12 protein-coding genes are annotated in these 13,414 nt (G+C 72.0%); 8 read left to right on the forward strand and 4 right to left on the reverse strand.

Annotated elements, in window-relative coordinates; translation table 11 throughout:
* Window positions 1-44 precede the first annotated feature (44 nt).
* The gene (locus U5911_RS06785; RefSeq protein WP_336036199.1) at window positions 45-839 is read right to left on the reverse strand and encodes an IclR family transcriptional regulator; all 795 of its coding nucleotides are present in this window, start codon (window positions 837-839) and stop codon (window positions 45-47) included.
* A gap of 126 nt (window positions 840-965) precedes the next feature.
* Here U5911_RS06785 and U5911_RS06790 point away from each other — a divergent pair, with 126 nt between their 5' ends.
* Window positions 966-2,294, forward strand: coding sequence for a class-III pyridoxal-phosphate-dependent aminotransferase (locus tag U5911_RS06790; protein ID WP_336036200.1), 1,329 nt, complete (start codon window positions 966-968; stop codon window positions 2,292-2,294).
* Window positions 2,287-3,249 (forward strand): D-2-hydroxyacid dehydrogenase, encoded by a 963-nt coding sequence (locus tag U5911_RS06795; RefSeq protein WP_336036201.1) that lies wholly within the window; start codon window positions 2,287-2,289, stop codon window positions 3,247-3,249. The genes U5911_RS06790 and U5911_RS06795 overlap by 8 nt, the downstream gene beginning before the upstream one ends.
* Window positions 3,250-3,270: 21 nt before the next feature.
* Here U5911_RS06795 and U5911_RS06800 read toward each other — a convergent pair whose 3' ends face one another.
* Window positions 3,271-4,449: a M24 family metallopeptidase gene (locus U5911_RS06800; RefSeq protein ID WP_336036202.1), complete on the reverse strand. Its 1,179-nt coding sequence runs from the start codon at window positions 4,447-4,449 to the stop codon at window positions 3,271-3,273.
* 119 nt (window positions 4,450-4,568) lie between these two features.
* Here U5911_RS06800 and U5911_RS06805 point away from each other — a divergent pair, with 119 nt between their 5' ends.
* From U5911_RS06805 to U5911_RS06815, 3 genes are all read left to right on the forward strand, one after another.
* Entirely contained in the window at window positions 4,569-5,948 is a 1,380-nt protein-coding gene (locus tag U5911_RS06805; protein ID WP_336036203.1) for an aspartate aminotransferase family protein, read from the forward strand.
* Window positions 5,935-7,233 (forward strand): amidohydrolase, encoded by a 1,299-nt coding sequence (locus U5911_RS06810; RefSeq protein ID WP_336036204.1) that lies wholly within the window; start codon window positions 5,935-5,937, stop codon window positions 7,231-7,233. Before U5911_RS06805 ends, U5911_RS06810 begins: the two co-directional genes overlap by 14 nt.
* A gap of 83 nt (window positions 7,234-7,316) precedes the next feature.
* Window positions 7,317-8,780 (forward strand): amidase, encoded by a 1,464-nt coding sequence (locus tag U5911_RS06815; RefSeq protein WP_336036205.1) that lies wholly within the window; start codon window positions 7,317-7,319, stop codon window positions 8,778-8,780.
* Here the strand turns inward: U5911_RS06815 and U5911_RS06820 are convergent, their stop codons facing one another.
* A complete protein-coding gene (locus U5911_RS06820; RefSeq protein ID WP_336036206.1) occupies window positions 8,781-9,680 on the reverse strand; it encodes a DMT family transporter in 900 nt (299 codons plus the stop codon).
* Window positions 9,681-9,762: 82 nt separating this feature from the next.
* Here U5911_RS06820 and U5911_RS06825 point away from each other — a divergent pair, with 82 nt between their 5' ends.
* Window positions 9,763-10,071 (forward strand): pyrimidine/purine nucleoside phosphorylase, encoded by a 309-nt coding sequence (locus tag U5911_RS06825; RefSeq protein ID WP_336036207.1) that lies wholly within the window; start codon window positions 9,763-9,765, stop codon window positions 10,069-10,071.
* 82 nt (window positions 10,072-10,153) lie between these two features.
* Here the strand turns inward: U5911_RS06825 and U5911_RS06830 are convergent, their stop codons facing one another.
* The gene (locus U5911_RS06830) at window positions 10,154-10,975 is read right to left on the reverse strand and encodes an SDR family NAD(P)-dependent oxidoreductase (RefSeq protein ID WP_336036208.1); all 822 of its coding nucleotides are present in this window, start codon (window positions 10,973-10,975) and stop codon (window positions 10,154-10,156) included.
* A 125-nt stretch (window positions 10,976-11,100) separates the two neighbouring features.
* Between U5911_RS06830 and U5911_RS06835 the strand changes: the two genes are divergently transcribed.
* On the forward strand, window positions 11,101-12,102 hold the full coding sequence (locus tag U5911_RS06835) for an agmatinase family protein (RefSeq protein WP_336036209.1): 1,002 nt from the start codon (window positions 11,101-11,103) through the stop codon (window positions 12,100-12,102).
* A gap of 132 nt (window positions 12,103-12,234) precedes the next feature.
* Complete coding sequence (locus U5911_RS06840; RefSeq protein WP_336036210.1) at window positions 12,235-13,329, forward strand: Leu/Phe/Val dehydrogenase; 1,095 nt, start codon at window positions 12,235-12,237, stop codon at window positions 13,327-13,329.
* Window positions 13,330-13,414: the final 85 nt, after the last annotated feature.

Consider the following 13,414-nt stretch of genomic DNA (forward strand, 5'->3'; position numbering starts at 1 on the left):
TTTGTCGGCTTTCGACCGACATCGTTTGACGTTGACAAACGCGGTCAGACGGAGACGTCGCCCGTCTGGAGGTTCACCTCGATGACGTTGACGTACTCCTTGACGACGCGGGGGAACTCCTCGGTGAACCGCTCGCCCTGCAGCCGGCTCGCCGGCGCCGAGACGCTCAGCGCGCCGAACACCTCGCCGCCCGGGCCGAGAATCGGGGCGCCGACCGCGCGGATGCCCAGCAGGTCCTCCTCGTCGTTGGTCGCGTACCCGCGCTCGCGGACGTCGGCCAGCTCCGCGAAGAACGCCTCGCGGTCGGTGATCGTGTGCCTGGTGGCCGCCGGCAGCCCGTGCTCGTCGACGATCTCGTCGACCCGCTCGTCGTCGAGCTCCGCGAGGATCGCCTTCCCGGCCGCCGAGTAGTGGAGGTACCGCCCCATCTCCGAGCGGTTCTGGAGGAAGAACTCGCGGCCGACCGCGCGGTCGCCGAACGCCTCGTAGAGGATGGACTCCTCGCCGTTCTCCTCGGTGATGAGGTGGACGCACTCCTCGGTCTCCGCGGCGAGCTCGTCGACCTCGCCCTTCGCGGCGCGGTACAGCGGCACGCTGTTCCGGACGTACTCGCCGAACGTCAGGAAGCGCCGGCCGAGCGCGTAGCTGTCGCCGCGGTGCTCGACGAACCCGTGCTGGCGCAGCGTCGAGAGGTGCGTGTGGATGGCGCCCTTCGAGAGGTCGACCTCGTCGGCGAGCTCCGCGAGCGTCGCGCCGTCGAGGCGCCGCAGCGCCTCGAGGACCCGCAGCGTCCTGTCCACCGAGCCGATCGTCCGCCCCGCCGCGTCGTCCGTTCCCATACCACGACGTTCGCCGCCGCCACCATAACGGTTTTGACGCTCGCAAATGCGGTCGCCGACCGCCCGGATAGTCACTTACTGTCTACCCAGAGCAAGATTTAAGGTGTATTTAGACACATTCCGTGTATGGACCGGGAGACAGCCGAGCCGACAGTCGAGACCCTCTCCGGGACGGCCTCCGAGGAGTGGATCGCCGCCCACCAGGACGTCGCGGCGCCCAGCGAGTACTCCCACGAGTTCGTCTGGGACGTCACCGGCGACGCGGCCGGCCCCTTCGTCACCGACCTCGACGGCAACGTCCTCATGGACTTCACGTGCCACATCGGCGCCGCGCCGCTCGGGTACAACAACCCGAAGGTCCTCGACAGGCTCCGCGAGTTCGACCTCGTCGACCCGCTGAAGATCGCCGGCCAGGACTTCTACTTCGGGAGCGGCACCGTCGACGACCCCGAGTTCCCCGGCTCCACCCAGCTGATGCAGAAGCTCACCGAGGTCTCGAGCCAGTACGGGATGGACACCGTCTTCCTCTCGAACTCGGGCGCGGAGGCCATCGAGAACGCGATGAAGGCGGCCTACGACCACTGCGAGAACCCCAAGTACGGCATCACGTTCACGAACGCGTTCCACGGCCGCACCCTCGGGACGCTGTCGCTGACGCGCGCGAAGAGCGTCTACACGCGCAAGTACCCGGAGGTCGCGGGCGTCCGCGAGGTGCCGTTTTGCACCTGCGAGGGCGAGTGCTCGTGTGGCTTCTGGGCGGACGGTGTCTCCCGGCTGGAGGAACTGCTCGGGCCGCACGGCCACATGGACCCCAGCGAGGTCGCGTTCATCGTGATGGAGCCCATCCAGGGCGTCGGCGGCTACCGCTTCCCGAGCGACGACTTCGCCCGCGAGGTCGGCCGCGTCAGCGACGAGTACGACGTCCCGCTCGTCGTCGACGAGATCCAGACCGGCGTCGGCCGCAGCGGGTCGACGTGGGCGAGCGACCACTACCCCTACGAGCCCGACCTCGTCGCGTCCGCGAAGGCCCTCCGGGTGGGCGCGACGGTCGGCCGCTCGGAGCTGTTCCCCGACGAGAAGAACCGCCTCGGCTCGACGTGGGGCGGCGGCGACGTCATCGCGGCGATGCAGGGCGCGTTCACGCTGGAGGCCATCGAGGAACACGACCTCCACGAGAACGCCACCGAGCGCGGCGCCCAGCTCGTCGAAGAACTGGACACCGGCCACGACTGCGTCGAGGACGCGCGCAACCTCGGCCTCCTGGTCGCCGTCGACTACGACGCGAAAGAGCGCCGGAACGCCGTCGTGCAGGCCGCCCTCGAGCGCGGCCTCCTGACGCTGGGCTGTGGCACGCGCACGCTCCGGCTGCTGCCGCCGCTGGACGTCACCGAGCGCGAGATCGCCCTGGGGGCGTCCATCCTCAACGAGGCGCACGCGGAGGTCGCCGATGAGTAGCGGTCCGCCGGACGTCGTCGTCCTGCGCGAGGGCACGGAGGGCCTCGACATGGCGGACTACGCCGACGCGGTCCGCGAGCGCCTCCCCGACGCGGACGTCCGCCACGCGCGGACGCCCCACGAGGAGCGCGAACTCGTCCGCCGCGCGCCCGTCGTCACGGGCGTCGGCATCGACGAGGAACTGCTGGACGCCGCCGCGGAACTGGACCTGTTCGCGTGCGCGTTCGCCGGCACCGGCCACCTCCCGATGGACGAACTCGACGCGCGGGGCGTGACGGTGACGAACGCGGGCGGCATCCACGCGCCCGGCATCGCCGAGCAGGCCATCGGCCACGTGCTCGCGTTCTCGCGTCGACTCCACGAGGGCTGGCGGCGCAAGCGGAACAGGGAGTGGCGGCACTTCCAGGCCCACGAGCTGACGGACTCGACGGTGACCGTCGTCGGCCTCGGCTCCATCGGGCAGGCGGTCACGCAGCGCCTGCAGGGCTTCGAGGTGGACACCATCGGTGTCCGGTACACGCCCGAGAAGGGCGGTCCCACGGACGAGGTCATCGGGTTCGACGACGAGGCGTTCCACGACGCGCTCGCGCGCACCGACTACCTGATCGTGGCCTGCCCGCTCACCGAGACCACGAGGGGACTGGTCGACGAGGCGGCCATCGCGACGCTGCCGCCGCACGCCGTCGTCGTGAACACCGCGCGCGGACCGATTCTGGACACCGACGCCGTCGTCTCCGCCCTCCAGACCGAGGGGCTGCGCGGCGTCGCCCTCGACGTCACCGACCCCGAGCCGCTGCCCGAGGACCACGTCCTCTGGACGCTGGAGAACGCCCTGATCACGCCGCACACGGGCGGCCACACGCCGAAGCACTGGGACCGCCTCGCGGACATCCTCGCGCACAACTACGACGCGCTGGACACCGGCGAAAAACTGGAGAACGTCGTGCTGGCCTGAAGAGAGTCCGCCGGCCGCCGCCTAGACGACGAAGAGGTCGCGGTCGAAGTCCGCGAGCGTCTCCGCGCCGTCGCCGGTCACGCGGAACGTCTCGCTGATCTCGACGCCGAACTCGTCGTACCAGATGCCCGGTATCATGTGGAACGTCATCCCCTCCTCGAGCACCGTGTCGTCGCCGGGCCGCAGGCTCACGGTGTGCTCGCCCCAGTCCGGCGGGTAGCCGACGCCGGTCGCGTACCCGAGCCGGGAGTCCTTCTCGACGCCGTGTTGCGCGATGGACTCGCTCCAGACGCCCTCGACCTCCTCGGCGGTGACGCCGGGCTCGACGGCGTCGAGGGCGTCCTGGAGGCCGATCCGGACGACCTCCGCGACGTCCGCCATCTCGTCGCTGGGCTCGCCGACCGAGAGCGTGCGCGCCATCGGGCAGTGGTAGCGGTGCCGGCAGCCCGCGAGTTCGACGATGACGGGGTCGCCGGCCGCGAACTCGCGGTCCGACCACGAGAGGTGCGGCGTCCCCGTGTAGTCGCCCGAGGGCATCAGGGGGACGATGGCGGGGTACTGGCCGCCGAACTCGTCGGTGCCGCCGATGAGCCCCCCGTAGATGGCGGCCGCCGCGTCGGACTCGCGGACGCCCTCCCCGATGGTGTCGACGGCCGCCTGCATCCCCGTCTCGGCGAGCGCGGCGGCGTCCCGCATGTACTCGATCTCGGCGTCGGACTTGTGGAGGCGCACCCAGTTCACGAGCAGCGTCGCGTCCGAGACGTCCGCGGCCGGGAGCTGGTCGGTGAGCCGCTGGTGGGCGCGCGCGGTGTAGTAGTAGGCGTCCATCTCCACGCCGAGGGACCGGTCGTCGTAACCGACGTCCGCGACGACGTCCGCGACGTAGTCCATCGGGTGCTTGTCGTGGGGTGACTGGACGTAGTCGTCGGTGTACGAGCGGACGTGGTCGTCGTCGAGGTACGTCGTCGCCTCCGCGGACTTCGCGTCCATCTCGCGGCCGACCCAGACGGGGTCGTGGTCGTGGGTGACGAGCACGCCCTGGTGGACGTAGAACGACCACGACTCGTAGCCGGTGAGGTAGTTCATGTTCGCCGGGTCGGTCACCCAGAGCGCGTCGAGGCCGGCCTCGCGCATCCGCTCGCGGGTCCGGTCGACGCGTCGCTCGTACTCGCTGCTCGGGAACGGGGCGAGCTCGCTCATCTCGTCTCCCACCTCGCGGACTGTTCGCATAAACCTTGCGCGGAGCGGTCAGTTTCTGTCGACGCGCACAGTGGTTCCTGTGAACAACCTATTTGTGGGTGTGTCCCATTCGGCCACGTATGGCTGGACCACCAATCGACGAACTCCACTTCGCGCAGGAACCGTCCGTCGACGGGGACGTCCCCGGCCCGAACTCCCGGCGCCTCCTCGAGACCCAGGAGGCCATCGACTCCAGCGCGGTCGCGTACCCGAACAACATCCCCCTCGGCTTCGACGAGGGGAAGGGCGCCACGCTGAAGGACGTCGACGGCAACGTCTTCCTGGACTTCTTCGCGGGCATCGGCGTCTACAACGTCGGGCACGCCAACCCCTACGTGAACGAGGCCGTCCACGAGCAACTCGACAAGCTGACGCACAGCGTCGACTTCCCGACGGAGCCGCGCCTCGCACTCATCGAGAAACTCGACGAGATCGCGCCCGGCGACCTCCAGGGGAACAACCGCGTCGTCTTCGGCGGGCCGACGGGCAGCGACGCCGTCGAGGCCTCCATCAAGCTCGCGAAGTACAACACCGGCGGGAACGGCCTCGTGGCGTTCCGGAACGCCTACCACGGCGCCACGTCGGGCGCGATGAGCCTCACGTCGAACAAGAAGTTCAAGCAGCCGTACGCGCCGTTGCTGCCGGACGTCGTGCACGCGCCGTTCCCCCACCCGTTCCAGGAGGGACGCAGCCCCGAGGAGTCGGTCGACCGCGCCCTCGAGGAGGTCCAGTCCATCGTCGAGGACCCCTACGGCGGGCTCGCCGACCCGGCGGGCATCTTCGTCGAACCCATCCAGGGCGAGGGCGGCGTCGTCGTGCCGCCGGAGGGCTTCCTGCAGGGGCTCCGCGACGTCGCCGACGACAACGACCTGCCGCTGGTCTTCGACGAGATCCAGGTCGGCATGGGCCGCACCGGCGAGTGGTGGGGCGGCGAGCACTACGACGTCACGCCGGACGTGATGACGATGGCGAAGGCGCTCGGCGGGAACGGCCTCCCCCTCTCGGGGACGCTCTACCGCGAGGACCTCGACACGTGGGGGCCGGGCGACCACGCCGGCACGTACCGCGGCCACGCCACGGCGATGATCGGCGGCGTGCGCGCCATCGAGTACATCCAGGCCCACGACCTCCTCGACCACGCCACGGAGGTCGGCGACTACATCCGCAGCCGCCTCCGCGAGGCCGCCGAGGACGACCCCGGCCTCGGGGACGTGCGCGGGAAGGGCCTGTTCGTCGGCGCGGAGTTCGTCGACGAGGACGGCGAGCCCGACGAGGACCGCGTGTCGGCCATCCAGGAGTACTGCTACCAGCACGGCGTGCTCGTCTGGACCGCGGGCCAGCACAGCAACGTCGTCCGGCTGCTGCCGCCGCTCGTGCTCACCCAGCGGCAGGCCGAGGTCGGCACGGAGATCATCGCCGACGCGGTCGCCGCGACCGCGCGCGAGCATGCCCGGCACTGACCGCGGGACGCGCGCCGACCCCGACCGCCTCCGGTCGCTGCGCCGCGAGCTCCACCGCTACCCGGAGCCGGCGTGGCGGGAGTTCCGCACGACCTGCCGGCTCGTCGAGGAGCTCCGGTCGGTCGGCGTCGACGAGCTCCACGTCGGCCGCGCGGCGATGGACCCCGACGAGCGCATGGCGGTCCCGGACGACGACGAACTCGCGGCGTGGTTCGACCGCGCGCGAGAGGCGGGCGTCGACGAGGACGTGCTCGCGGACCTGGCGGGCGGCTACACGGGCGCCGTCGCGCGCGTCGAGTGCGGGGACGGCCCCCACGTCGGCCTGCGCGTGGACGTCGACGGCCTTCTCGTCGAGGAGGCCCGCGAGGACGGCCACGCGCCCGCTCGCGAGGGATTCGCCTCCGAGTACGCCGAGTCGATGCACGCCTGCGGCCACGACGGCCACACGACCGTCGGCGTCGGCGTCATCGAGGCGGTCACGGACGGCGACTTCGACGGGACGCTGACCGTGTTCTTCCAGCCCGCCGAGGAGGCCTCGGGCGGCGGGAAGCCGATGGCCGAAAGCGCCCACGTCGACGGCATCGACTACCTGTTCGCGGTCCACCTCGGCCTCGGCCACCCCACCGGCGAGGTCGTCGGCGGCATCGAGAAGCCGCTGGCGATGTGCCACGTGGAGGCGACGTTCCGCGGCACGTCCGCCCACGCCGGCAAGGAACCGAACGAGGGCGACAACGCGGTCCAGGCGGCGGCGACCGCCATCCAGAACGCGTACGGGATCCCGCGGCACGCCGACGGCATGACGCGCGTGAACGTCGGCCGCGTCGAGGGCGGCTCCGCGAGCAACGTGGTCGCCGAGCGCGTCGACCTGCTCGCCGAAGCGAGGGGCGAGACGACCGAACTGATGGAGTACGCCCGCGACGAACTCCGGCGGACGTTCGAGGCGGCCGCCGGGATGCACGGCTGCAGCGTCGACTTCGACGTGGTCAGCGCGTCGCCGCGCGCGGACAGCGACCCCGAGCTCGCTGCGCTCGTCGCGGACACCGCCGACCGCGACGACCGCGTGACCAGCGCCGTCCAGCACGCCGACTTCGGCGCAAGCGAGGACGCGACGTACCTCATGGAGGCCGTCCAGGAACAGGGCGGCCTCGCGACGTACGCCATCGTCGGCACCGACCACCCCGGCGACCACCACACGCCGACGTTCGACGTCGACGAGCGCTCGCTCCCGATCGCGGTGGACGTGCTCGCCGAGTCCGTCGAGCGCGTCGCCGCCGTCGACCTGTAGGTGCGGGCGCTCCGCGGCGGCCGAGCGCTCGCGGGCCCCGCGGCGAGCGAACGCTTATCTTCCCGCCGCCGAACGGTTCGCGTATGCCCGACTTCGACCAGCGCCGGGTGGTCGCCGCGCTGCTCGGCGCCGACCCCGGGGACGTGCCCGCGGCGCGCACGTACGGCGCGCTCCCGCCCGCGGACGCGCCGCCCGCGCGCCAGCCCGTGGCCGTGACACTCGACCCGGACGTGAGCGACGACGAGTTCAACGCGTTCACCGCGACGTTCGACCTCGCGGGCGCCGACGACGGCCCGCTCGCCGGCCTGGACGTCGCGGTGAAGGACAACGTCGCCGTCGCGGGCGTCCCCCTCACGGCGGGCGCGAGCGCGTTCGCGGACGCCGAACCCGGCCGGCACGCGCCCGTCGTCGACCGCCTGCTGGACGCCGGCGCGACCGTCACGGGGAAGACGAACATGGACGAGCTCGCGTACGGGCCGACCGGTGAGACGGGCGGCTTCGGGCCGACGCGGAACCCCCGCGGCGACGCGCACGTCGCCGGCGGGTCCTCCGCGGGCAGCGGCGCGGCGGTCGCGGCGGGGGTCGCGGACGCCGCGCTCGGCACGGACACTGGCGGCAGCGTCCGCATCCCGGCGTCGTTCTGCGGCGTCGTCGGCTACAAGCCGTCGTTCGGCGCGGTGCCGCGGGCCGGCGTCGTCCCGCTCGCGGCGTCGCTGGACCAGGTCGGCGTGCTCGCCGCCTCGGTCGAGACCGCCGCGGCGGTGGCGGACGCGGTCGCTGGCTCCCACCCGCTCGACCCGGCGACAGCGGGGCGCTCGCCGGGCGCCCTCGCGGACGCCGCCGGGGCGCCGCCGGCCGTCGCGGACTGCTCGTTCGGCCTCGCCGAGGAGTTCCTCGGCGAGCACGTCGGCCCGGCGGTCAGGGGGCGCGTCGAGCGCGCGGCCGACGCCCTCGAGGCCGCGGGCGCGACCGTCGAGCACGTCTCCGTGCCGCGGTTCGACGAGACCGCGTACGCGTGGGACGCCGTCGCGAACGTCGAGTTCGCGGCCGCCGTCGCCGCCGGCTTCGCGCCGCTGGGCGGCGTGAGCGTCGACGACGCCTGGCACCGGGCCGCGGCGGCCGCGCTCGCGGACGGCGACGCGTCGTTTTACGACCGCGTCGTGGAGAACGCCCTCGACGGCGCGGCGCTGCTCGCCGCCTCGGGCGGCAGCGTCTACGACCGCGCGCTCGCGGAGGTCCGGCGGTTCGCGGACGGCTACCGGACCGCCCTCGGGGACCACGACGCGCTGCTGGCGCCGACGATGCCGGTGACGGCGCCCGCCGTCGGCGAGTGGCCGCTGTCCGCGGCGGAGCGGTCCGCGCGGGACTTCGACGGGCCGCCGCTGTCGGTGAACGTCCGGCAGGCGAACCTCGTGGGCGCGCCGGCGGTCTCGGTGCCCTGCGGTCGGGTCCGGGGGCTGCCCGTCGGCCTGCAGTTGCTCGGCGAACCCGGACGGGACGAGGCGGTACTGGCGGCGGCGAGCGCGGTCGAGGCCGTGGTCGCGTAGCTACGTGGACAGCGAGACGACGGTGGTGCCGACGACGACCACCGCGGCGGCGCCGACGAGCCTGGGGGTGACGCGCTCGAGGCGCCGCGGCAGCAGGACCGCCGAGAACACGAGCACGAGCAGCGGCGCGGTCTGGAAGATGGGGACGACCACGACGACGGGCAGCAGCGACAGCGCCGCGAAGTAGCCGGCGAGCGCGAGCGTCGACGCGACGCCGCAGCCGACGTACCACGCCATCGGGCCGCCGCGGAGGTCGGGCAGCGTGACGGCGCGCGTCCGGCGCGCGTAGCCGCCGTACCCGAGGGTCGCCGCCGAGGCCATGACGGCGAGGCCGACGAACGGCGACGCGCCCTCGGCGAGCCCGGTCTTCACGAACACGGGTTCGACGCCGAGCGCGAGCGCGGAGACCAGCGGGAGGACGAGCGCCGCGCCCGCCTCGCGAAGGGACGCCTCGTCGCCGTCCCGGGCGGTGTCGTAGGAGATGACCGCGACGCCGGCGACGACGAGCACGATGCCGGCCGCGTGGACGGCCGAGAGGGTCTCGCCGAGGAACGCCACCGCGAACACCGCGGAGAACAGCGCGGTCGTGGAGACGACGGGGGCGGTGCGTGACGCGCCGATGGTCGTCGTCGACGCGAACTGCGCGAGGCGGGCGATCAGCGACCCCGCGAGGCCGGCGGCGGCGAACGCGGCGACCGCGAGCGGCGTCAGCCCGTAGTCGGGGTAGTACCAGACCGCGACCAGGGGGACGACGAGCGCGACGTTGGTCGCGAGGCCGACGACCATCGCGGCGGCGACGGTCCCGTGCTCGTGGTCGGTGGCCACGCGGATGCAGACGTACTGGAGCGCCCAGCCGGCGGCGCCGGCGACGGCGAGCGCGATGCCGAGAGCCGTGGTCACGATTCACACAACACCGGGGGTGGTCTTGGGCGTTCCGGCGCGCCGTGGTAACACTTAACAGCCTCGTGTGGGAGGTAGACGTATGGCAGCCGACGCCTTCGAGGACGCGACCGTACAGAAGCGGGCGAACGTCTACTACGACGGCAGGGTGACCAGCCGCGAACTCACCGCCGACGGCGACCGGTACACGCTCGGCGTCGTCCTGCCCGGCAGCTACGAGTTCGAGACCGAGACCACCGAACGCATCGAGGTGCTCGCCGGCAGCGGCCGCCTCGAGCTCCCCGACGGCACCGTCGAGTTCGCGGCCGGCGACGAGGTCACCGTGCCCGCGGACACCGCCTTCGAGTTCGTCGCCGACGACGTCGTCGACTACTGCTGCGCGTACGAGTAGGCGCGCGGGTCGACGGTCTCCCACTCGGTCAGTGACGCCGACGGCCTGCGACGCCCGCGAACCGCGAGCGTTAGGCGGCGGGTTACCGCTCCTTGCTCCCCCAGCCGAACGCGAGCCAGCCGCCGTCGGCGTGCAGCACCTCGCCGGTCATGTAGTGGTCGCCGCTGGCGAGGAACACCGCGCAGTTGCCCATCTCCTCGACGGTGCCGAACCGGTCGAGGGGCGTGCGGTTGCGGATGTCGCGGTCCTCGTAGCCGTACCGCGGCCACGGCTCTCTCTCCTCGTCGGCGTCCTCGGCCTTCTCCTCGCGGGTCTGCTCGTCGAGGGCGGTCTTGATGAACCCGGGCGCGAGCGCGTTCACGTGGACGTCGTACTCGGCGAGTTCGACCGCCAGACACCGCGTGAGGTTGTTCACGCCGCCCTTCGACGCGTTGTAGGGCGCGCGGCCCTGCACGCCGATGCTCCCGAAGATGCTGGACACGTTGATGACGTGGCCGCCGTCGCCCTGCTCGGCCATCGCCTGCCCGGCGGCCTGCGCGCCGAAGAACACGCCGTTGAGGTTGACGTCGATCACGCTGCGCCACTCCTCCTCGGTCATCTCCAGGACGGGCGCGATGCGGCCGATGCCGGCGTTGTTCACCATCACGTCGACGCGCCCGTACTCCTCGAGCGCTCGCTCGACGAGGTGCTGGGCGTCCGCCTTCTGGCTCACGTCGGCGCCGACGCCGACCGCCTCGCCGCCCTCGTCCCGGATGGCCGCCGCGGTCTCGTCGGCGCGGTCCTGGGACCGCGAGTTCGTGACGACGTTCGCGCCCTCCGCGGCGAACCGGTGTGCGATGTGCTCGCCGATGCCGCTGCTCGACCCGGTGACGATGGCCGTCTGAGAAGCTAACCGTTCGGACATACAGGTGCCGTATGTTACCACGGGGCGTAAGTAGTTTTCTCTCGGCCGCCCCGCCTGCCGCGACCACCGGCAAGCCCGTCACGGCGTCACAACACCTAATACCCCGCTCCACGCTACGCTTGGTCATGGCACAGTCAGCCGGAGTCATCCCGCCAGCGGCAGCCGAACTGCTGTCTCCCTATCCGGGGTACAGCGTCGGCGTGGACGACGAGTACGACACGAACGTCGGCGAGATCATCACGGACGCCCGCGAGGCAGAGGACGCGGACGTCGGGCTGGTCGGCGTCCCGTTCGACACCGCCTGCGTCGCCGGCCCGCGCGGCTCGCGCCTCGGGCCGGAGGGCGTCCGCGGGGACATCACGTACGGCACGTGCTACAACCCCGAGATCGACGTGGACATCAGCGAGGGCATCGACGTGGTCGACTACGGCGACGTCGACGTCGTCCACACCGACGTCCAGGAGACCCACGACCGCGTCGAGCGCGTGCTCACCGCGGTCACCGAGTCCGGCGTGGTGCCGTTCTCCATCGGCGGCGACCACTCCCTGACCTACCCGACGGCGAAGGCGCTGATGAACGCCGTCGACGGCCAGGTCGGAGTCATCAACGTCGACGCCCACCACGACGTCCGCCACTCCCACGGCGGCGAGCTCTCCTCGGGCACGCCGTTCCGGCGGCTGCTCGAGGACGACTCGGGCCAGCTCGACGGCGAGAACTTCGTCGAACTCGGGCTCTCCGGCTGGCACAACTCCAAGTACTACCTCGACTGGGTGCACGAGGTCGGGGCGGAGGTCATCCCCGCGCGCGACGTCCACAAGAAGGGCGTCGACGTCGCGGCCGACCGCGCGCTGGAGGCCGCGACCGACGGCACCGAGGCGGTCTTCCTCTCCGTGGACATCGACGTCCTCGACGCGGGCCTCGCCGAGGGGACGTGCGCGCCCGCGCCCGGCGGCCTGCAGTCCTGGCAGCTGCTCGAGCTCGTCTACCAGCTCGGCAGCCACGAGGCCGTCCGCGGCGCCGACCTGATGGAGGTCGCGCCGCCGCTGGACCGGACCGGCGCCACCACGTCCATCGGCGCGGCGGTCGTCACGCAGTTCCTCGGCGCGCGCAGGGAGGCTTCGACGTAGGCGGCCGCCGCGCTCGCTCCCGGACCGCCGACGCACCACCCGGACTTTCCGCCCGTAACGACCCGCCGCAGTTATGTGAGTATTGGTAGCGCCCCCCAACAGCTAAGTTACCGTCTCACATCCTCTCGGCCGATGGGCGACATCACCGAGCAACTGGCGACGCACGGCCACGACGAACTGAAGGCGTTCCGCGACGAGGAGACCGGCCTCCGCGGGTTCATCGGCATCCACGACACCACGCTGGGCGCGGCCGCGGGCGGCACGCGACGGTACGCCTTCGACTCCGAGGCGGAGGCCATCGAGGACGTCCTCCGGCTGTCGAAGGCGATGACGTACAAGTACGCCATCTCCGGCATCAACATGGGCGGCGCGAAGGCCGTCATCTGGGTCGACGACGACGACCACAACACCGAGGAGCTGTACCGCTCGTACGGCCGGATGGTCGACAGCTTCGGCGGCCGGTTCGTCACGGGCGGCGACGTCGGCACCGACGAGCGCGAGCTCCGCTGGATCAACATGGAGACCGACTACGTGCTCGGGCTCCCCGAACAGTTCGACCACCCGGAGGGCTACCACGGCGGCGGCCTCGGCGTCGTGCGCGCGATGGAGGCCTGCTGCGAGCTCACGTACGGCGACCGCGACCTCTCGGACCGCCACGTCGCCGTCCAGGGCGTCGGCGACATGGGCGAGGCCATCATCAGCTACCTCGCCGACCGCGGCGCGCGCGTCACCGTCGCGGACGTCGACGAGGCGGCCGTCGACTACGCCGTCGACGAGTACGGCGCGGAGGCGGTCGACCCCCACGACGTCTACGGCCTCGACTGCGACATCTTCGCGCCGTCGGCGCTCGGGTTCGTGATCAACGACGACACCATCCCCCAGCTGGAGTGCGACATCGTCTGCGGCGCCGCGAACAACCAGCTCGACGACCCCGAGGCGCACGGCCGGCGCCTCCGCGACGAGGGCATCCTGTACGCGCCCGACTACCTCGCGAACTCCGGGCGCACCATCGACGACACCGACCTCCTGCGGAAGGGCGGCTACCAGCACGACCGCGCGACGGCGATGATCGACGGCATCTACGACCGCATGCTCGAGGTCGGGCGGCGCGCCGAGGCGGAGGACCGCCCGACGAACGAGGTCGCCGACGAGATGGCCGAGCAGCGCATCGAGGCCGTCGGGTCGATGCGGCCGAAGGTCACCAACCGCCGTTCGCCGAAGTGGTAGGGCGACGCTCGGGGACTCCGCGGTTCGAGGGGGGTCGGGGCGCCGCGCGGCCCGCGGGCGGAACGGGCCGGACTGACGAGGGGTC

Source organism: Halobacterium yunchengense (assembly GCF_037031165.1).
GTDB classification, from domain to species: domain Archaea; phylum Halobacteriota; class Halobacteria; order Halobacteriales; family Halobacteriaceae; genus Halobacterium; species Halobacterium yunchengense.

What these genes read in the sequence shown, in the direction of transcription:
- U5911_RS06825 (WP_336036207.1), top strand. Translation starts at nt 9,763, where the DNA reads ATGGCAGCCGACGCCTTCGAGGACGCGACCGTACAGAAGCGGGCGAAC.
- U5911_RS06810 (WP_336036204.1), top strand. Translation starts at nt 5,935, where the DNA reads ATGCCCGGCACTGACCGCGGGACGCGCGCCGACCCCGACCGCCTCCGG.
- U5911_RS06830 (WP_336036208.1), bottom strand. Translation starts at nt 10,975, where the DNA reads ATGTCCGAACGGTTAGCTTCTCAGACGGCCATCGTCACCGGGTCGAGC.
- U5911_RS06815 (WP_336036205.1), top strand. Translation starts at nt 7,317, where the DNA reads ATGCCCGACTTCGACCAGCGCCGGGTGGTCGCCGCGCTGCTCGGCGCC.
- U5911_RS06790 (WP_336036200.1), top strand. Translation starts at nt 966, where the DNA reads ATGGACCGGGAGACAGCCGAGCCGACAGTCGAGACCCTCTCCGGGACG.
- U5911_RS06835 (WP_336036209.1), top strand. Translation starts at nt 11,101, where the DNA reads ATGGCACAGTCAGCCGGAGTCATCCCGCCAGCGGCAGCCGAACTGCTG.
- U5911_RS06805 (WP_336036203.1), top strand. Translation starts at nt 4,569, where the DNA reads ATGGCTGGACCACCAATCGACGAACTCCACTTCGCGCAGGAACCGTCC.
- U5911_RS06800 (WP_336036202.1), bottom strand. Translation starts at nt 4,449, where the DNA reads ATGAGCGAGCTCGCCCCGTTCCCGAGCAGCGAGTACGAGCGACGCGTC.
- U5911_RS06785 (WP_336036199.1), bottom strand. Translation starts at nt 839, where the DNA reads ATGGGAACGGACGACGCGGCGGGGCGGACGATCGGCTCGGTGGACAGG.
- U5911_RS06840 (WP_336036210.1), top strand. Translation starts at nt 12,235, where the DNA reads ATGGGCGACATCACCGAGCAACTGGCGACGCACGGCCACGACGAACTG.
- U5911_RS06795 (WP_336036201.1), top strand. Translation starts at nt 2,287, where the DNA reads ATGAGTAGCGGTCCGCCGGACGTCGTCGTCCTGCGCGAGGGCACGGAG.